The organism is Comamonas trifloxystrobinivorans (genome assembly GCF_043359985.1).
Taxonomy (GTDB): Bacteria; Pseudomonadota; Gammaproteobacteria; order Burkholderiales; family Burkholderiaceae_C; genus Comamonas; species Comamonas trifloxystrobinivorans.
The window spans coordinates 40,324-55,242 of sequence record NZ_JBHZGV010000025.1 but is presented as its reverse complement, the minus strand read 5'-3'; the positions used below and the strand labels follow the sequence as shown (position 1 = coordinate 55,242).

Sequence of the window (14,919 nt, the reverse complement as noted above, 5' to 3'; positions counted from 1 at the left end):
GGCAGTTGAAAGTGGTTGCTTGATGACTCTAAAAGAGTACCAAAAGCATCAAATTTTCTGAAATGATGCTTTTGAGTTGCTTTGTTGCTGAGTCAGAGCAGGCCAAGGCGGCGCATCGACGCCAGCCATGCATCCTTGGCTGCCTGATAACTGAATTCGCTCTCGTGCTTCATCCGGCAGCGAAAGCAGGGTGCTTCCTTTTTATCCATCCTCATTCCTCCGCGCCTGGGCGCAAATCAGGCCGCGATGACTTCGGCTGGTTCTTTGATCTTTGGCATCCAGAGCTTTGCGTGGTACTCGACCAGCACAAGTGCAGCGCGGTACTCTTGGCCGTGCTCGTTGTCGCCGTGCTCACGCTGCAATTTGGCAGCGAACTCATCGACCGACCCGAAGAAACACCCGGCTTGCAGGTACACGCCTTTGTCGGTGATAAATGCCGTGAGGTAATCGCAGCGCGAGCCGATGGGGCCGAGGATGAAAACAGGGCGATCGCCGATAATCTTTTGTCCTCCGCTCAGGTAGGCACCGCTCAGGTAGGCATCGCTCAGGTAGGCACCGCGCAGGTTGGCACCGCGCAGGTTGGCATCGCTCAGGTAGGCATCGCTCAGGTTGGCACCGCTCAGGTTGGCACCGCGCAGGTTGGCATCGCTCAGGTAGGCACCGCGCAGGTAGGCACCGCGCAGGTTGGCACCGCTCAGGTTGGCATCGCTCAGGTAGGCACCGCGCAGGTTGGCACCGCTCAGGTAGGCATCGCTCAGGTAGGCACCGCGCAGGTTGGCACCGCGCAGGTTGGCACCGCTCAGGTAGGCATCGCTCAGGTAGGCACCGCGCAGGTTGGCACCGCGCAGGTTGGCACCGCTCAGGTAGGCATCGCTCAGGTAGGCACCGCGCAGGTTGGCACCGCGCAGGTTGGCACCGCTCAGGTAGGCATCGCTCAGGTAGGCACCGCGCAGGTTGGCACCGCGCAGGTTGGCATCGCTCAGGTAGGCACCGCTCAGGTAGGCACCGCGCAGGTTGGCACCGCTCAGGTTGGCACCGCGCAGGTTGGCATCGCTCAGGTAGGCACCGCTCACCGTGGCCTTTTCGAGTGCATGGCGCATGCGCAACCCACTCTCCACACCATCCGGCGCTTCGCACTCAAGCAGGACTTTTTCAGGGTCCCAGCGGGAGTAGATTTTGATCATTTGGCTCATTGGATTCACTCCTTAAAAAACGAAACCCTCCGAGGGGAGGCTGGGGGTTAGTAGCGCATGTTCCACTTGAGGGCCTCTGCCAGTTGCCGGATCACAGCAATGTCTGCGGCCATCGTTTCAAGCGTGGTTGGCGCTGGCTCTTGGCTGGCGGCCAGGTCAAACTCGCCGTCAAAAGTCTTTGCCAGGCGGTAGATCACTTCGGCGTTGACAGACCGGCCGGCGGCCTTCGCCTCCTGCTGCAATCTGCTCTTCATCTCTTGCGACATGCGCAGGGGTAGCTGTGCATCGCGGGCTTGTGTGTAGGCCGTGTATCACTCCTAAAAACAAAACGCTCCCGACTGGAAGCGCTGTGTTTTTGCCCCTCAGTGAGAAGGGCCTTGCAAGGTAATTTCAACCGCGCAGTGCGAGAACAACTCGGGTCGCGAGGTATGACAAGATTGCTGCCGTGTTGAAATATGTCAGCGCCTCAGTTAAGGAAAATTCCATGGATCTTTCTCCTGCAGTTGTGAATGGATTGTTTGCCCTGGGCGGGGCATTGTTAGGGTCGATTGCTCCGGTCATCGCGTCGGTTGCTACTCGGAAAGCTGAAGACAGAAAAAGCCAGCGCGAACTGGCGGCCAAGCTGTCTTTGGAGTCATGGCGGTTACGCCTGGAAAACACGGGTGCAGCCGGGCCGCTGGAGCACCAGCTCGTTTACACAACGCTGATTTCTGACCTGGCGATGGAGCAGGACTTAACCCCCGAGAAGGTAAAAGCGCGGTTGGATGAAATCTCGAAGATCGTTGATGTGATGGCTGAGCACTCAAGGGAGGCACAGCTAAGGCACGTCGACAGCACGCGCAAAAGGCGAGAGCAATCAGTCGTGTGAAATGAGAAAACCAAAACCGCCTTTCACCCAGCTTTGGTTTTTGCCCTCCGTAGAGGGCGGTGTCCTGGCCGTGTCTTTCCGGCCTGTCAGCCTTTCGGCAGGGCTTTTCTGTTCTTGGCAACCCTGTTTGCCTCACCGCCGTATTGAACCCAGCGGGTGGATTTCGCGTGACCTTTGATGTTCCTGTTGCTTTTCCCATCCGGGGGCAGAGCAGTACTGACTACGGCGACCGATGGCCTTTTCTATCCCGCTACCACCCGCGGTGCCTTGTCTTTTAGCAGCCGTGCTTGCTGCAAGAGCAGGGCGCTGGCTCGATCACTTGGCACCCACCGCTTTTTGTGAAGCGGTGAAGTGATTATCACGAATGTGAAATGCAATGTCAACACGTTCGTGATATTTCTTGCTACACTACTCTCCACGGACGCAAAAAAGCCGCCATCAGGCGGCGACTCGGCAAAGGCTGGGGTTGTTCTTTTGAGAGGTGCGCGTTGAATTTTCAGCAGGAGGCAGAGCGGTTTCCCGCCCTGCTCCGTACTAGGTCACATCGTCAGTAGGTAGATGACAAGGCAAATTGCAGTGATGCACTTCGCTACGTCGATCTTGACGATCACCTTCACTTGGGTCTTCATGGTTGATACCTTGAAAGGCCCTGTGGCCACAGGACGTTAATCCTGCTGTGAATTTATAGCGCGCCCTTGCTAGCGCGGCAGCTACGCCTTCCTAGGATGCTTTGCTGCATCGGCCTCGCGGGCCTTTTCACCATGTCGGCCAGGTGCATCCACACCATATGGCGGCCATGGTTTCCGGGTCAGCGTCACCTATAAGCGCTTTGCGATAGCGCAGCGGGAGTTCGCAGCTCCCATGCGCAGTATCTCAGAAGTAACAGCCCCAACCTTTGTTTGGTTAACAAAAAGCCGCCCGGGTGGGCGGCTGCGAATGGGGTTCAGGTTTTAGATCCAGTTTTCCTGAGACTTGTCGTAGATCTTGCTTGTTGATGCGTTCGCTTTAACAAGGTTGATGCCATGAATGGCGTCTTGCTTGTTCATGTAGCCCTCCGCTCCGGTTGCAATGATTTTGTGGTTTTCAGCATTGAGGTTCCAGTACCACTGGTTGTTCTTGTCGCTTTTGAAAAGGATGAAATACATGACTACCTCTAGTTTTGTTGGCGGGCGTGGCTGCACCTTTGTGGTGGATGGGCCTGAAGTGGAAATTCTCCAACACTCACGCCCGTCAACCCGCGTCCCATTGAATGATCTGCTCGAGTTCGCCCAGAACCACGGGCTCCGATCTGGCGAAGTGAATGTTTCTCCTTTGAAAAATTACGGCTTCGATTACGAATACGAAGGTAAGAGCTTCGTGTTTCATATTGTTGCGAAAACTGAAGAAGAAGCAAGGGCGCGCGCCAAGCTGATGGGGCAGGCCGCGTATGTTGGTGAACTGAAACCAGAAGCCGCCTCGGTGGGCGGCATGGAAGGATGATGATGCTTAAGTTTTTTCTACCACTCATTGCAGCCATGAAGGCTGGTATACGCGGATCTGACGGCTGGAATCTTGGCGTCGAGGTGGCTCAGGCCTACAAAGGTTGCAAGGCAGAGCTCAATCGTCCGACTGAGCAGCAATCGTCTTCGGATAGCTAACCTGTAGTTGCGGCTATAGACACTACGGCTGTATTGACGCGGCAAATGCTTTGAAGGCCGCTTCCTCTCGCGGACTGAGGTCCGCAGCCACCTTGGTCATGATTTTTTTGGAGATTTCGCTGTATGCATCTTGAAACATTGCAGCCTGCATATCAGAACTCGCCGGGTCGAGCCAGGGCAGGGTCAGATCTGAATATTCCTTTTCACCTGCTTGTAGCTTTGCTTCCATCGCCGCTAGAGTCATTTGCCTCTCGGGCTCCGGAGTCATTGCAATTCGAGCTCTCCAGAGATCAGCAAGCCAGTCAATTAAAACCTGCTGGGCAAGATTGCGAGTCTTAGCCTCTAGTAGTTGGTGTTCCTGCGGTGTCATAAAACCCTCTCGGGATGGTAGTTGTGGAACTTCCATCGTAACCCGAGAGGGTTCTTTTTTGCCTATGCCAGGCGCACATCGAAGCGGGTGTCTTCGGTGGGGCGATAGCCGCCCAGCGCGACCTGAGTTGCCTTGGCCAGCGCTTTGTGGAATGACATAGCTTGGCTCTGAGCGCTGGAGCTAAGTGGCACGTCACCATCCAGGGCGGTCTGGTATGCCTTATAGGCCTTTTGCAGCTGGTCGTGGTTGGTGAACTCTTTAGAGAGGATGCTTGAAAACTTTTGCTCTGCTGCAACAATGCCCTCAGCAGTCATCTTGTTTGGGGCATCGAGCAGTGTGGCGTTGATGCTGGACATAACTTGCTCCTGTACTGGTTAAAAATACAGTTGCAAGCATAGCTCGATGCTGTGTATTTGTACAGTTATTTTGTGCCCTCCAACAAAAAACCGCCCGGAGGCGGTTTGCTAACTGGATGGTGAGTAGGGTTACCTTGCAAGAGCAAGATGCATGCCTTCGTTTCGGGCGTGCTCTACGGCTTCTTGGGCTGTTGCGAACAGTTTGGTGAAGGTGTAGATGGTGTCTTGCGCCAACGAGCCTTGCCCAGACTTCAGGGAGACTGCGGACTTGAACGTGCCGTCAGATTGCTGGCTCACGCCTGGCGAGATGAGAAAACGAGAGATTTTGTTTGTTTCTTTGATAAATTGGAACATGATTGCGCGCCCCACACTTGAACGGAGGGGCTTGAAGCGCCAGAAATAAAAAACTAACAGAGGGGAAAGCCGACCCTAGGAATTTATTGTGGCTTGTAGCTTGCCTAGGATGGTGCGCGATTGAGCGTGAGAACTCGGCACTTGTTGGATATGGTCGGGGGCAAGCGGGCCCAAACCTTCTTTTATTTTACCAAATAGTTTAACGAAAAGCCACCCGGAGGTGGCTGGGGAGTTAGTCTTTTCGACTCCGCATTCCGCGATCAAACAGCTTGGCAAGGGCACCCATGACAGGGACGCTCAGAAAGCCTAGTGTCACTTTCCAGTCTGCACCTTTGTCGATGCTCCAGATTGCTGCTCCAATACAGGCTAAAACCAGAATGGCTCCAACAATGCGACCGCCGGCTTCAATGATTACTTCGGAAATTGTATAGACACGCTCATTTCCAAGTCGAGCGCTCTGTTCCTTTTCGCACATGACCATGATTCGCTCTGCGCCGTTTGGGATGATGCGATCAAATTGTTCCAAGGCGCCAGGTGGTGGCAATGGGCCTTGCCATTGGGCAGATACGATAGAAGCGCTATGCGTCGGCGCTGAGGCAGGCGTATTATTTGTTGTCTTGTGCTGCTTGGCGTTCATTTTCTCGGCGAATTACCTTGTTCATCGTATTACCCACGCGCTCCACGTCTCCGCGCATACGCTGCAGATCGGTGCCCTGTGGGCGATGTTGAAACGCTGGTGCAGCAAACGTAGTTGCTACTGCTCCAAGGCCGCTGAGAAGTGCGGCCAGGAATTTTGCGGTGTGTTTCATCTCTGACCTCCTAAGCTGTAGATTTTAGCAGGTCGACAATTTCTGCGCTATAACGCGCGAAATTTTCACCTATACATTCTCTACGAATTACGTTTCCGTAGAGCCGCGTCCTGCTGTCTAGCCTAGCACTTTCCGCCGCCCAATCACAGTCCCCACCCCCACCAGCACAGTCATAGCCCCAACGCAGATAGGGCAGGCACCTGCTGCGGCTCTCCCAGTCTTGGCAGCGAGCCGCTCCAAGGCTACAGCTTCCGCCCGTTCCAGACCCACACGACCCGCCCAAGCACGTCGATCTCACTGTCTCCGTTGAGCTCTTGAACGAGGGGGACATTCTTGTTGTCGCTCGACACAATGCGCGATCCGTCGAATCTCTCCGTTACTCGCTTGATGAAAAGTCTTTTGCCGGTTCCCAACACGTATACCCCATCTGCCATCGAAGGATCGCGGCGGCCCGTGTCAACCAGAAGGATATCGCCGTCCTCGAATGTGGGGTACATGGAGTCGCCGTAGGCGTGGATGAAGCGCAGTGCGTCGTGTGAACTGGGGCGGATGCGCTTGTCCAGCCAGTCAGGGGAGATGGCCAAGGAGCCCACCATCACATCGTCGTGCTCAACATCGGTGCCCGGGCCCATGCTGCCCGCGTTGGCCAGCAACGGGATGTGAACTGCAGGTGTGCCAGGCTGGGGAGTGGGGGATAGGTTGGTTACAGCTACAGATGCAGACTGCGCCTGCTGCTTATGCCCTTTGCCTGACTCAAGCCAAGCGGGATCCACGCCAAGAGCGCTAGCAATGGCGAGCAGCTCCCTGGGCCTCTTGCGGAGGCCCGTCTCAATATTTCCTATGGTGCCCTGACTTACTTTTGCCTTAGCAGCCAATTCTGGCTGGGTTAAGCCTAGTTCTTCACGGGCCTGTTTGAGGCGTTCTGCGATTGTATTCACAGTTGTGATTCTCTTCGGGAGTTGACACACGTTGGTGATTGAATAAAATCACGAACGTGAAACAAACTTTCCCCACCCCACTTTTAGATGCCATTGCCTATGTAGGTGGAGCAGGAAAACTTGCGGCCGCCATTGGTGTTGGGCAATCCGCCATCAGCAACTGGCGTGCGCGAGGAACTGTCCCCGATGCATTGATGTGCTCTGCCATTGAGCGGGTCACGAACGGCACGGTGACCCGGCGCGATCTCCGTCCAGATGACTGGCAAGAAATCTGGCCCGAGCTCGCGAGCCAATCCAAGGAGGCCAACCATGCGTGAGTACATCGCTGCCATTGATCTTGAAAAATTTGCGGCTTCCATGGTGGAGCAATCCTCAAGCGGTAAGGCATCGCTAGGGGCGGAGTTTTCCGTTGCTGCAGATGCCAATGGCATGACCTTGGGCTCACATGAGGCGGGTGATGTTCGGCGCGCACGCTTGCGCATGAGTGCACTTGAGACTGCCCGCTTTCTGAGCGCAACCCCCAGCGTGGAGCAGCAAATAGCAGATGCGCGTGTGCTGCTGGTGGCTTCTGAGCGCTGGTCTGAAAACGCATGCCTTCGACCGCACCTGGAGCGCGTTTTGGTGTGGGCGTGCGGAGAGGCTGAGACAGCGGCGCAAGCGGTGGCGCTAGCAGACCAAGTTTTCAGCTTTTTGACTGGCGAAGTTGATCCACCTGCTGCTGGAGGTCGGTGATGGATGCCTGCACTGCATCGGTGAATTGCTGCAGCCGGTCTTTGAGAAAAGCGTCTTGTGGCGTGTTGCTCAGGCGCTGTTTCACCAGCTCGTTCAGCTCGGCGGCTGCTTGCTGCAGTGTCAGTTTTTTCATGTCTGCCCCTCCTGGGGATGGTAGTTGGGAAGCTTCCATTCTGCCCCAGGAGGTGGTGGGCACCACTCGTCATAGATCACCCCCTTGCCCGCGCATGCGCCGAGCCATTGCGCGACGAGCTGCACCGCTGACTGCTGGCGCATCTGCCTCAGTCACCTCAAACCGATAAACCAGCCGGGCGACCCCGGCGCTGTCTACCAGGACCACTCGATGACAGTCATCCGCAACGTTGAAGCCAAAGAACGAAATGAGATAGCGGCGCAGCAGGCTGCGTTCTCGTTGGGCTTTGGCTTCAGTTTCCAGAAAGTTTTCCATGGCTGAAGTTTCTCAAGATGTGCGTGAAAGCGCACGCAAGATCGAAACCGCATTGCGCAACGCTCTTGCAGACATGGGCCAGGCCCGAGTGGCCGACAAGATGAATGTTTCGGAGTCCACCGTTTCGCGGATGAAGGACGCCGATATTGAAAAGTTTGCTCTCTTTGTTGCAGCGCTCAATTGCAGCGTGGTGGGCAAAGAGCAGCGCGTTATCAGTGCAAGCGACTTGCAGGTTTTGAAGCACCTTGCAGCGCGTGGCTTGCCTCATGTGGGAGGTGGAGCATGAACGCCCCAATGCCTTGGTTCCGCATGTATGTGGACTTTTTGAACGACCCCAAGCTGATTGCACTGGCGTTTGAGGACCAGCGCCACTTTATCGGGGTGCTGGCGCTTAAAAGCGATGGCGCGCTGGATGGGGGCACTGACCCTGATTTGCTGGACCGCATTGTGGCTCAGCGCCTGTGGATCGACCACGCAATCATCCGCGATGTGAAGAAGCGCTTGGTAGCTGCAGGACTGATCGACACCAGCTGGCAACCGGTGGCCTGGGAGCGTCGGCAGTTCAAAAGCGATAGCAGTAAAGACCGTGTAGCCCGCTTTCGCGCAAAGAAAAAAGGTAGCAGCGGAGTAGGTAACGGCGATGAAACGTTACAGCAACGGCCAAGTAACGCTGTAGATACAGATGCAGATACAGATACAGAAGTAGATACAGCTAAAGAACTAGAGACAGAGGATGTCACTGGCGAAAAAGCCGCTGCGCCTGCGGCTTCGCCAAAGGCGTCTGAGAAGCGAGCAACACGGCTGGCGGCAGATTGGGTGCTGCCCAACCCCTGGGGGCAGTGGGCACTGGCTGAGTTCCCGGCAATGACCAAGGCGGATGTGCGCAAGCAGGCCGATGTGTTTGCCGATTACTGGCATTCGGAAGCTGGCCAGAAGGCGCGCAAGCTCGATTGGCTGGCGACCTGGCGCAACTGGATTCGCCGCCACAACGAGCAGCGGCGCCCGGGCGGCAGTGGCCAGCAGGCCGCGAAGTATGCCGGCGCGGCAGCTGCGATTTACGGGGGGGCAGACCTATGAAACCCGTGGCAACCGTTGCCCAGCAGCAGCTGAACAAGGGCCAGCGCGTGCCGCGCGAGGCCTCGCCAACCACCCGCAAACTGTTTGTGCTGCTGCACGGCGCCTACGGCAACCAGTTCCTTGCCAAGTTCCACACGGGTCAACTATCCGACGATGAAGTCAACGCAGGCAAGGACAAGGGTTTGCTGGCCGCCATGCTGGTGTGGGATGCCGACTTGAAGCGCTTCCCCGAAAACGTAGTGGAAGCTGCCGCCAGGCGCGCTTTGGAGCAGCACCCCGACTATGCGCCGACTCTGCCGCAACTGCTGCGCATTTGCGAAGCCGTGATGCCGCGCAAGACCTATGCAGAGCTGAGCGGTTTGCCGCGCTTGCCCGCGCCGCAGCACCAGCGCATTGACGTGTCGATTGAGCGTGTGGGCGATGGCAAGGACTGGGCCCGCGTGATCCAAGCACGGCTGGCGGCGGGGGACAAGACCGTCTCTCACCGCGCCGCGCGCAACGCAGCCGAAGCGCTGAACAAGTGCAAGGCGGCTGCAGCAAAAACCGATGAGCCTGTGGAGGTGCAGCAATGCTGAATTTGACGATGCGGCAGCGCGAGGTGCTGGAGTTCATGCGCGAGTTCTTCGCTGAAAACGACCAGTTGCCCCCTGGCCATGTGATTGCCAAGCGCTTTCGCATGCGCTCGGCCAATTCGGTGCAGTGCGTCGCTTACGCGCTGGAGCGCAAGGGCGCGATTGAGCGCAACGCGGTGGGCAAGTTCCGCTTTGCCCGCGCACAAAGCCAGGAAGCAGGTGCCGCATGACATGCATGGATTGCCGCCACTGGAGCCCGGCCACGACCACGAAGGCCATGGCTGTGATGGGCTTTGCCCGCTGCCTGCAGCGCCCGACACCCGGTTTGACCATGAGCGCACACGCTCGCCAGTGCGAGCAGTTTGCCCAGGCCGACGAGAAGACAACCAAGCCCCGCCACGCGAAGTGGGGCCAGAAGGACAGCAATGCGAACGATTGAGGAAATCAAGGACCGGTGCTTTGTTACCGAGGACGGGCACTGGCTGTGGCGCGGTGCATTGCGCCCAAGCGGACGCCCGCATATTTCTGCGCCTGACTTCACAAAGCGCGGTGGCGCAATGGTGACGCAAGGCGGCGCCCGGGCGGTGTGGCACATCGTCAAGCGCGAGCCGGTGCCCGAGGGCCACCGCGTTTTTATGAAGTGCGAGCACCCGACATGCTGCAACCCCGATTGCATGCGCACGGCAGACGAGCATGCCTACGGCCGCTTCCGCGCCCGCAATGGGCAGATGAAGGGGCAGCCGCGGCGCATTGTTGCTAATCGCGCCATTGGCGCCAAACGCACCAGTTTGAATGCCGAGCAGATGCTGTATGTGCAGACCAGCCCGAAGACGGGTGTTGAGCTTTCCGCAGAGCTGGGCGTGAGCCGCACAACGATTTGCAAGGTGCGCCGGGGTGGCTACGTGGTGGCCGCGGCTGGCGCGCATCCCAACCCATTCGCTGCGCTGATGCGCTGACCTGGAGGCACACGATATGCAACTGCAGACCGCAACGAGCAATCCGACCATGAGCAGCCGCGAGATTGCTGATCTGGTTGAGGCGCGCCACAACGACGTGGTGGCCACCATTGAGCGCTTGTTCACCAAAGGGCTTTTGCGATCAAGTCGTAAAACCCGCCGCGAAGACACCGGAGGCCGACCCATCGAGGTTTACGACCTGACCGAGCGCGATACGCACCTGGTTGTTTCCGGCTACAGCGACGAGCACCGCGCCCGCGTCATTGACCGCTGGCAAGAGCTGGAAGCCGCGAACGGCCCGAAGCTGCCGCAGACCATGGCCCAGGCGCTGCGCCTGGCCGCAGAGCAGGCAGAGCGGATTGAGCACCAGCAGGCCCAACTGGCGCTGGCCGCGCCCAAGGTGCAGTTTGTCGATAGCTATGTGCAACCCTCGTCGGGCAGCAAGTCTTTCCGCCAGGTGGCCAAGCTGCTCCAAGCCAACGAGCATGAGTTTCGCGCCTGGCTGCAGGACGAAAAGATCATGTACCGCCTGGGCGGCGAGTGGGCGCCGCACGCAACGCACCTGCAGGCCGGCCGCTTTGAAGTGAAGACGGGTGTAGCTGACCACGGCGAGAAGACCCACGCTTACAGCCGCTCGCTGTTCACCAGCAAGGGGATCAACTGGGTAGCAGGAGAGTGGGCCAAGCACAAGCTGGCGCTGGCCACTGGGCAGGAGGGCGCCGCATGCTGATGTTTGAAATCCCCGGCGAGCCGGTGGCCAAGGCCCGCCCGCGCGCCACGATGCTGGCCGGCCGCGCCAGGCTTTACACGCCGGCCAAGACGCAGAACTACGAAGCCCGTGTGGCGTTGTTCGCGCAGCAGGCCATGGCCGGCCGCCCAGTAATGGAGGGGCCGGTAGCGCTGTCGGTGACTGCACTTTTCTCGATTCCGCCCAGCTGGACGAAAAAGCGCCAGGCTGCCGCACGCGCCGGCACCGAGCAGCACACGAAAACCCCGGATCTGGACAACGTGCTCAAGGCGATCAAGGACGGGCTCAACGGCGTGGCCTGGAAAGACGACAGCCAGGTGTGCGTGCTGCGCGAGTGCCGTAAGGGCTACAGCGACACGCCGCGCGTGCTGGTGACTGTGGAGCCCATCTGATGGAGTACCAGGACGAATCGCTTGATCGCGGTACACGCGGCAAATTGGGGGCGCTGGAAGCGCTGAAAGAGCTATCGCCCCAGTACGCGCAGGCCAAAGCAGATCGCACTCGATTGGAGCACTTCCGCAAGAGCAAGAAGGCGCTCTTGATGATCGAGGCAGAGCGTGACCACGGCCATAAAAGCGCCGCTATGCAGGAGCGATACGCCTACGCTCACGGTGAGTACATCGCCTTACTGGACGGCCTACACGCCGCCGTGGAAATCGAAGAACGCTTGCGCTTCCAGTTGATGGCTGCAGAAAGCGCCATACGCATCTGGCAGACACGCATGGCGTCTGACCGCATTGAAAGGCAGGTGATCCGATGAAAAAGAGCCAACTTGAAATTGGCGCCCGCTATGGACGGCTCATTGTTTCCGAAGACTGTGGAGGCAGACCCAGAAAGTACCTGTGCACGTGCGAATGTGGAGAGCAGAAGGAGATAGTTTGCTATCAACTTTCAAGCGGTAAAACTCGCTCATGCGGTTGTCTGCGCGACGAAGAACTTTCTGAGCGTGCGAAAACTCACGGACAAACGGGGACTCCGACATACAAGTCGTGGAATGAGGCAAAGCAACGCTGCCACAACCCGAGCAACGATAAGTACAAGTGGTACGGGGCGAGAGGAATTGAGATGTGCGCGAAGTGGCGCTCAGACTTCGGCGCATTCATCGCTGACATGGGAGAGCGCCCGGAAGGGATGACCCTGGACAGAATGGATGTGAACGGAAACTACGAGCCATCTAACTGCAAATGGGCGACTCCCTTGGAGCAAGGCGCCAACAAGCGAAATAACCGAATCTTGGTCATTGGCGGTGAGTCGATGCACTTGTCTGAGGCTGCCAGACGCTACGGCCTAAAGGTCGGGACAATCTGGCGCCGCCTTGGTCTTGGGTGGACTGACGAGCAGGCAGTGAAGGCGGTCAAATGCTGACCAGCCGCACACCCATGAAGCGAACCGGCTTCAAGCCCCGCGCGCCGCGTGTCGACCAAGCCGGCAACCGCGAGCAGCGCCTGACCGAGCGTGCCGCCCGCGCATTGCAATCGGGCTTGGCCAAGCCGCTGGCGCATGTGTCCATGGCTGCTCGGGTGGCTGTCGGTGCTGCGATTGCGAAGGTGGTACCCCTGCGCAGCGAGCGCTACCGCCGCGCCGTGGCAGCACTGCCTTGCGCTTGGTGCGGCATCGAGGGCTACAGCCAGCACGCACACGAGAACGACGGCAAGGGCGCGCGCACGAAGTTGGACGACCGCCGCGCTATGCCGCTGTGCTGTGCCCGCCCTGGAATCGAGGGCTGCCACATCGCATTCGATCAATACCGCTTGGTGCCTGGAGGGCGCGAAGCACACATAACGCTGGGCCGCGAGCTGGCCGCGCAGACGCGCAAGAAGCTCAACGATTACGGCTTTTGGCCAAAAACCATCCCTCAACTCAACGCCGAGGCAGCATGACCCCAGTACCCAAGCCCACTATCCCCAGCACAAAACAGGTGCTTGACGCAGTGCGCGAGCTGCGAGCAGCGGACCAGATCGCCACGCGCGAAACCGTGGCCGAACTCACCGGGCTCAAGCTGAGCATCGTGGATGACCGCTTGCGCGCGCTCGTAGATGACGATGAGCTCAAGCGCTTGATCCGCGGCGTTTATGAGCTGGTGGAGAAGTACCCGGAAGCCCGCGCAATCAGCAAGACCGTGCTGCCGTCAGGCTGGGTGAAGTGGGACATTGGCAACGATGTGCTGGAGCTGACCCCGGCAGAGGACCGAGTGATGGCGCAGCTGAGCATGGGCGCGGCCGGCCAGGCCGTGATGATCCAGAGCACCAACCAGCATCTTTTCCTGGCCACCCAGCTGGCCGCGCAGGTGGAATCGTTGACGCGGGAAATCAAGGCCCTGAAAGCACAAAAGGGCGAAGGCCCGCAAACCGATTGGGTGGGTGGCAAATGAAGAAGGCAATCGAATGGACGCCAGCCATGCTGGCGCAGCTGGGTAAAGTGGGCGACAAGACTATTGCCATGGAATACGGCATACACACTTCCACAGTCGCACACAAGCGCAGGAAATTGAAGATCCCGCGGTTCAGCCGCTATGAAGGCATCCCCCTGGGCAGCGCACCAGATGCCGAACTGGCCAAACAACTGGGCATGAACCCCGCGAACATCGCGCAGGCCCGCATCCGCAAGGGCAAGGCCGCATACCAGAAGCAGGCAAAGTGGACACCAGAGCAGATTGCGCTGCTGGGCACGGCGTCTGATGCCGACGTGGGTAAGCAGGTCGGCCGCAACAAGCTGGCTGTCTTCGCCGCCAGGCGCTACCGAGACATCCCAGCCTACTGCAAAGCCTTCGTCTCAGGAAATATCACCTCAGCGCAGAACATCTCAAATCACACAGCATAGGGTTGGCCGAATCCCAGAGGCGCCGGAACACTGGCGCCCATGGCCAAAGAACCCGCGCGCAAGAAGCCCGCACCCCGCAAGACCCCGACACCCAAGCCCGCTGCACCCAAGAAGAAGGTGCCAGCGGGCAAAGTCGCGCCTGCGCCAAAGGCAAAGCCTGTACCAGCAGTAAAGAAGGCCGTAAAGGCCAAAGCACCGGTAAAGCGTGCACCCCAAGCCAAGAAGCCAGCCACCCCGCGCAAGGATGCCCTCCAGCTCGGATTGACGCCCAAGCAGCAGCGCTTTGTGGACGAATACCTGGTGGACCTCAACGGGGCCCAGGCGGCGATTCGTGCCGGCTACAGCCCGGACACAGCCAAGCAGATGGCTTCGGAGAACCTGTCTAAACCTTACTTGCAGCTTGCAATTGCAGAAGCGCGGAAGGTGCAGCAGGAGCGAACCCAGATCAATGCAGACGCTGTGCTGCAACAAGCCTGGATGATTGCCTTTGCTGACGAGCGCGAACTGGTGGAAGTGCGTGTAGGCTGCTGCCGCCACTGCTGGGGCGAAGGCTTCAAGTACCAGCGGACTGTGGCTGAGTTCAACAAGGACCGCGAGCGCTTCGACATTGAGCAGCGCATGGGCAAGGTGCCCAAGGAAGATGAGTTCGACCAGAAGGGCGGCATTGGCTACGACCCACTCCAGCCGCCGCACCCAAGCTGCACCGAATGCCGAGGCGACGGCTATGCACGCGACGTTATCAAGGACACCCGCTATCTGAGCCCGGCAGCCGCACAGCTGTATGCAGGCGTCAAGCGCACCAAAGACGGCATGCAGGTGCTGATGCACAGCAAGGAAGCCTTTGCCGAGAAGCTGTGGAAGCACTTGGGCCTGTACCAGAAGGACAACCAGCAGAAGACCGACCCTCTGGCTGCGCTGCTGGACCGCATTGCTGGAGGAAGCGGAAATGGCTTCGCCCCTGTGGCGGTTGATCCTGAGCGCGAAACCAAACCATCGAGCCTGCCGGTGCGCGACGACATGACAGGACTGGACGAGGATTGA

The 14,919-nt window shown here is 58.5% G+C and carries 29 protein-coding genes; 18 read left to right on the top strand and 11 right to left on the bottom strand.

Annotation, left to right across the window (positions count from 1 at the left end; genetic code table 11):
- Positions 1-236: 236 nt before the first annotated feature.
- The gene (locus ACFIQF_RS22775) at positions 237-1,193 is read right to left on the bottom strand and encodes a pentapeptide repeat-containing protein (RefSeq protein WP_393945958.1); all 957 of its coding nucleotides are present in this window, start codon (positions 1,191-1,193) and stop codon (positions 237-239) included.
- Between the two features lie 47 nt (positions 1,194-1,240).
- Positions 1,241-1,465, bottom strand: a complete 225-nt coding sequence (locus ACFIQF_RS22770) for an Arc family DNA-binding protein (RefSeq protein ID WP_393945959.1) — start codon at positions 1,463-1,465, stop codon at positions 1,241-1,243.
- Positions 1,466-1,677: 212 nt separating this feature from the next.
- On the opposite strand from ACFIQF_RS22770, the gene ACFIQF_RS22765 reads away from it, so the two are divergent.
- The gene (locus ACFIQF_RS22765) at positions 1,678-2,061 is read left to right on the top strand and encodes a hypothetical protein (RefSeq protein WP_393945957.1); all 384 of its coding nucleotides are present in this window, start codon (positions 1,678-1,680) and stop codon (positions 2,059-2,061) included.
- Positions 2,062-3,011: 950 nt separating this feature from the next.
- On the opposite strand, the gene ACFIQF_RS22760 is transcribed toward ACFIQF_RS22765, so the two are convergent.
- Positions 3,012-3,206, bottom strand: coding sequence for a YegP family protein (locus ACFIQF_RS22760; RefSeq protein WP_393945956.1), 195 nt, complete (start codon positions 3,204-3,206; stop codon positions 3,012-3,014).
- Between ACFIQF_RS22760 and ACFIQF_RS22755 the strand changes: the two genes are divergently transcribed.
- The gene (locus ACFIQF_RS22755; RefSeq protein WP_393945955.1) at positions 3,205-3,540 is read left to right on the top strand and encodes a hypothetical protein; all 336 of its coding nucleotides are present in this window, start codon (positions 3,205-3,207) and stop codon (positions 3,538-3,540) included. The genes ACFIQF_RS22760 and ACFIQF_RS22755 overlap by 2 nt on opposite strands.
- A 180-nt stretch (positions 3,541-3,720) precedes the next feature.
- Here ACFIQF_RS22755 and ACFIQF_RS22750 read toward each other — a convergent pair whose 3' ends face one another.
- The 6 genes from ACFIQF_RS22750 to ACFIQF_RS22725 form a co-directional block, all read right to left on the bottom strand.
- Positions 3,721-4,068 (bottom strand): hypothetical protein, encoded by a 348-nt coding sequence (locus tag ACFIQF_RS22750; RefSeq protein ID WP_393945954.1) that lies wholly within the window; start codon positions 4,066-4,068, stop codon positions 3,721-3,723.
- Between the two features lie 62 nt (positions 4,069-4,130).
- Entirely contained in the window at positions 4,131-4,424 is a 294-nt protein-coding gene (locus tag ACFIQF_RS22745; RefSeq protein WP_393945952.1) for a hypothetical protein, read from the bottom strand.
- 129 nt (positions 4,425-4,553) lie between these two features.
- The gene (locus ACFIQF_RS22740) at positions 4,554-4,778 is read right to left on the bottom strand and encodes a hypothetical protein (RefSeq protein WP_393945950.1); all 225 of its coding nucleotides are present in this window, start codon (positions 4,776-4,778) and stop codon (positions 4,554-4,556) included.
- 232 nt (positions 4,779-5,010) lie between these two features.
- Positions 5,011-5,415, bottom strand: coding sequence for a DUF2335 domain-containing protein (locus ACFIQF_RS22735; protein WP_393945948.1), 405 nt, complete (start codon positions 5,413-5,415; stop codon positions 5,011-5,013).
- Positions 5,384-5,587: a hypothetical protein gene (locus tag ACFIQF_RS22730; protein WP_393945947.1), complete on the bottom strand. Its 204-nt coding sequence runs from the start codon at positions 5,585-5,587 to the stop codon at positions 5,384-5,386. The genes ACFIQF_RS22735 and ACFIQF_RS22730 overlap by 32 nt, the downstream gene beginning before the upstream one ends.
- Before the next feature lie 242 nt (positions 5,588-5,829).
- Entirely contained in the window at positions 5,830-6,525 is a 696-nt protein-coding gene (locus ACFIQF_RS22725) for an XRE family transcriptional regulator (RefSeq protein ID WP_393945946.1), read from the bottom strand.
- A gap of 38 nt (positions 6,526-6,563) precedes the next feature.
- Here ACFIQF_RS22725 and ACFIQF_RS22720 point away from each other — a divergent pair, with 38 nt between their 5' ends.
- Both ACFIQF_RS22720 and ACFIQF_RS22715 read left to right on the top strand, forming a co-directional pair.
- On the top strand, positions 6,564-6,842 hold the full coding sequence (locus ACFIQF_RS22720) for a transcriptional regulator (RefSeq protein WP_393945944.1): 279 nt from the start codon (positions 6,564-6,566) through the stop codon (positions 6,840-6,842).
- A complete protein-coding gene (locus tag ACFIQF_RS22715; RefSeq protein WP_393945942.1) occupies positions 6,835-7,257 on the top strand; it encodes a hypothetical protein in 423 nt (140 codons plus the stop codon). The genes ACFIQF_RS22720 and ACFIQF_RS22715 overlap by 8 nt, the downstream gene beginning before the upstream one ends.
- On the opposite strand, the gene ACFIQF_RS22710 is transcribed toward ACFIQF_RS22715, so the two are convergent.
- Entirely contained in the window at positions 7,208-7,390 is a 183-nt protein-coding gene (locus ACFIQF_RS22710) for a hypothetical protein (RefSeq protein ID WP_393945941.1), read from the bottom strand. The genes ACFIQF_RS22715 and ACFIQF_RS22710 overlap by 50 nt on opposite strands.
- 69 nt (positions 7,391-7,459) lie before the next feature.
- A complete protein-coding gene (locus tag ACFIQF_RS22705; RefSeq protein WP_393945940.1) occupies positions 7,460-7,705 on the bottom strand; it encodes a hypothetical protein in 246 nt (81 codons plus the stop codon).
- Here ACFIQF_RS22705 and ACFIQF_RS22700 point away from each other — a divergent pair.
- Genes ACFIQF_RS22700 through ACFIQF_RS22635 form a run of 14 tightly spaced genes read left to right on the top strand, consistent with a single transcriptional unit; the run spans position 7,704 to position 14,919 of the window.
- Positions 7,704-7,991 carry a CII family transcriptional regulator gene (locus ACFIQF_RS22700; RefSeq protein WP_393945938.1) on the top strand — a complete coding sequence of 96 codons (288 nt, stop codon included), beginning with the start codon at positions 7,704-7,706 and terminating at the stop codon, positions 7,989-7,991. The two genes, ACFIQF_RS22705 and ACFIQF_RS22700, sit on opposite strands and share 2 nt — an antisense overlap.
- A gap of 29 nt (positions 7,992-8,020) precedes the next feature.
- Positions 8,021-8,782, top strand: coding sequence for a hypothetical protein (locus ACFIQF_RS22695; RefSeq protein WP_393945937.1), 762 nt, complete (start codon positions 8,021-8,023; stop codon positions 8,780-8,782).
- A 5-nt stretch (positions 8,783-8,787) separates the two neighbouring features.
- On the top strand, positions 8,788-9,357 hold the full coding sequence (locus tag ACFIQF_RS22690; protein ID WP_393945936.1) for a hypothetical protein: 570 nt from the start codon (positions 8,788-8,790) through the stop codon (positions 9,355-9,357).
- Positions 9,351-9,584: a LexA family protein gene (locus tag ACFIQF_RS22685; RefSeq protein ID WP_393945935.1), complete on the top strand. Its 234-nt coding sequence runs from the start codon at positions 9,351-9,353 to the stop codon at positions 9,582-9,584. The genes ACFIQF_RS22690 and ACFIQF_RS22685 overlap by 7 nt, the downstream gene beginning before the upstream one ends.
- Positions 9,581-9,793 (top strand): hypothetical protein, encoded by a 213-nt coding sequence (locus ACFIQF_RS22680; protein WP_393945934.1) that lies wholly within the window; start codon positions 9,581-9,583, stop codon positions 9,791-9,793. Before ACFIQF_RS22685 ends, ACFIQF_RS22680 begins: the two co-directional genes overlap by 4 nt.
- Entirely contained in the window at positions 9,780-10,310 is a 531-nt protein-coding gene (locus ACFIQF_RS22675; RefSeq protein WP_393945933.1) for a hypothetical protein, read from the top strand. Before ACFIQF_RS22680 ends, ACFIQF_RS22675 begins: the two co-directional genes overlap by 14 nt.
- Positions 10,311-10,326: 16 nt before the next feature.
- Positions 10,327-11,040, top strand: a complete 714-nt coding sequence (locus ACFIQF_RS22670; protein ID WP_393945932.1) for a phage antirepressor KilAC domain-containing protein — start codon at positions 10,327-10,329, stop codon at positions 11,038-11,040.
- Positions 11,034-11,450 carry a RusA family crossover junction endodeoxyribonuclease gene (locus ACFIQF_RS22665; protein ID WP_393945931.1) on the top strand — a complete coding sequence of 139 codons (417 nt, stop codon included), beginning with the start codon at positions 11,034-11,036 and terminating at the stop codon, positions 11,448-11,450. The genes ACFIQF_RS22670 and ACFIQF_RS22665 overlap by 7 nt, the downstream gene beginning before the upstream one ends.
- Positions 11,450-11,818, top strand: coding sequence for a hypothetical protein (locus tag ACFIQF_RS22660; RefSeq protein WP_393945930.1), 369 nt, complete (start codon positions 11,450-11,452; stop codon positions 11,816-11,818). Before ACFIQF_RS22665 ends, ACFIQF_RS22660 begins: the two co-directional genes overlap by 1 nt.
- A complete protein-coding gene (locus ACFIQF_RS22655; protein WP_393945929.1) occupies positions 11,815-12,423 on the top strand; it encodes a hypothetical protein in 609 nt (202 codons plus the stop codon). Before ACFIQF_RS22660 ends, ACFIQF_RS22655 begins: the two co-directional genes overlap by 4 nt.
- A gap of 14 nt (positions 12,424-12,437) precedes the next feature.
- Positions 12,438-12,938 carry a hypothetical protein gene (locus ACFIQF_RS22650; RefSeq protein WP_393945928.1) on the top strand — a complete coding sequence of 167 codons (501 nt, stop codon included), beginning with the start codon at positions 12,438-12,440 and terminating at the stop codon, positions 12,936-12,938.
- A complete protein-coding gene (locus ACFIQF_RS22645; RefSeq protein WP_393945927.1) occupies positions 12,935-13,429 on the top strand; it encodes a hypothetical protein in 495 nt (164 codons plus the stop codon). Before ACFIQF_RS22650 ends, ACFIQF_RS22645 begins: the two co-directional genes overlap by 4 nt.
- On the top strand, positions 13,426-13,878 hold the full coding sequence (locus ACFIQF_RS22640) for a hypothetical protein (RefSeq protein ID WP_393945926.1): 453 nt from the start codon (positions 13,426-13,428) through the stop codon (positions 13,876-13,878). The genes ACFIQF_RS22645 and ACFIQF_RS22640 overlap by 4 nt, the downstream gene beginning before the upstream one ends.
- Positions 13,879-13,917: 39 nt before the next feature.
- Complete coding sequence (locus ACFIQF_RS22635; protein WP_393945925.1) at positions 13,918-14,919, top strand: terminase small subunit; 1,002 nt, start codon at positions 13,918-13,920, stop codon at positions 14,917-14,919.

Excerpts from the sequence above, each read along its gene's own strand:
- ACFIQF_RS22775 (WP_393945958.1), bottom strand. The coding sequence starts at position 1,193 with ATGAGCCAAATGATCAAAATCTACTCCCGCTGGGACCCTGAAAAAGTC.
- ACFIQF_RS22765 (WP_393945957.1), top strand. The coding sequence starts at position 1,678 with ATGGATCTTTCTCCTGCAGTTGTGAATGGATTGTTTGCCCTGGGCGGG.
- ACFIQF_RS22755 (WP_393945955.1), top strand. The coding sequence starts at position 3,205 with ATGACTACCTCTAGTTTTGTTGGCGGGCGTGGCTGCACCTTTGTGGTG.
- ACFIQF_RS22760 (WP_393945956.1), bottom strand. The coding sequence starts at position 3,206 with ATGTATTTCATCCTTTTCAAAAGCGACAAGAACAACCAGTGGTACTGG.
- ACFIQF_RS22750 (WP_393945954.1), bottom strand. The coding sequence starts at position 4,068 with ATGACACCGCAGGAACACCAACTACTAGAGGCTAAGACTCGCAATCTT.
- ACFIQF_RS22745 (WP_393945952.1), bottom strand. The coding sequence starts at position 4,424 with ATGTCCAGCATCAACGCCACACTGCTCGATGCCCCAAACAAGATGACT.
- ACFIQF_RS22740 (WP_393945950.1), bottom strand. The coding sequence starts at position 4,778 with ATGTTCCAATTTATCAAAGAAACAAACAAAATCTCTCGTTTTCTCATC.
- ACFIQF_RS22735 (WP_393945948.1), bottom strand. The coding sequence starts at position 5,415 with ATGAACGCCAAGCAGCACAAGACAACAAATAATACGCCTGCCTCAGCG.
- ACFIQF_RS22730 (WP_393945947.1), bottom strand. The coding sequence starts at position 5,587 with ATGAAACACACCGCAAAATTCCTGGCCGCACTTCTCAGCGGCCTTGGA.
- ACFIQF_RS22715 (WP_393945942.1), top strand. The coding sequence starts at position 6,835 with ATGCGTGAGTACATCGCTGCCATTGATCTTGAAAAATTTGCGGCTTCC.
- ACFIQF_RS22710 (WP_393945941.1), bottom strand. The coding sequence starts at position 7,390 with ATGAAAAAACTGACACTGCAGCAAGCAGCCGCCGAGCTGAACGAGCTG.
- ACFIQF_RS22700 (WP_393945938.1), top strand. The coding sequence starts at position 7,704 with ATGGCTGAAGTTTCTCAAGATGTGCGTGAAAGCGCACGCAAGATCGAA.
- ACFIQF_RS22705 (WP_393945940.1), bottom strand. The coding sequence starts at position 7,705 with ATGGAAAACTTTCTGGAAACTGAAGCCAAAGCCCAACGAGAACGCAGC.
- ACFIQF_RS22685 (WP_393945935.1), top strand. The coding sequence starts at position 9,351 with ATGCTGAATTTGACGATGCGGCAGCGCGAGGTGCTGGAGTTCATGCGC.
- ACFIQF_RS22680 (WP_393945934.1), top strand. The coding sequence starts at position 9,581 with ATGACATGCATGGATTGCCGCCACTGGAGCCCGGCCACGACCACGAAG.
- ACFIQF_RS22675 (WP_393945933.1), top strand. The coding sequence starts at position 9,780 with ATGCGAACGATTGAGGAAATCAAGGACCGGTGCTTTGTTACCGAGGAC.
- ACFIQF_RS22670 (WP_393945932.1), top strand. The coding sequence starts at position 10,327 with ATGCAACTGCAGACCGCAACGAGCAATCCGACCATGAGCAGCCGCGAG.
- ACFIQF_RS22665 (WP_393945931.1), top strand. The coding sequence starts at position 11,034 with ATGCTGATGTTTGAAATCCCCGGCGAGCCGGTGGCCAAGGCCCGCCCG.
- ACFIQF_RS22660 (WP_393945930.1), top strand. The coding sequence starts at position 11,450 with ATGGAGTACCAGGACGAATCGCTTGATCGCGGTACACGCGGCAAATTG.
- ACFIQF_RS22655 (WP_393945929.1), top strand. The coding sequence starts at position 11,815 with ATGAAAAAGAGCCAACTTGAAATTGGCGCCCGCTATGGACGGCTCATT.
- ACFIQF_RS22650 (WP_393945928.1), top strand. The coding sequence starts at position 12,438 with ATGAAGCGAACCGGCTTCAAGCCCCGCGCGCCGCGTGTCGACCAAGCC.
- ACFIQF_RS22645 (WP_393945927.1), top strand. The coding sequence starts at position 12,935 with ATGACCCCAGTACCCAAGCCCACTATCCCCAGCACAAAACAGGTGCTT.
- ACFIQF_RS22640 (WP_393945926.1), top strand. The coding sequence starts at position 13,426 with ATGAAGAAGGCAATCGAATGGACGCCAGCCATGCTGGCGCAGCTGGGT.
- ACFIQF_RS22635 (WP_393945925.1), top strand. The coding sequence starts at position 13,918 with ATGGCCAAAGAACCCGCGCGCAAGAAGCCCGCACCCCGCAAGACCCCG.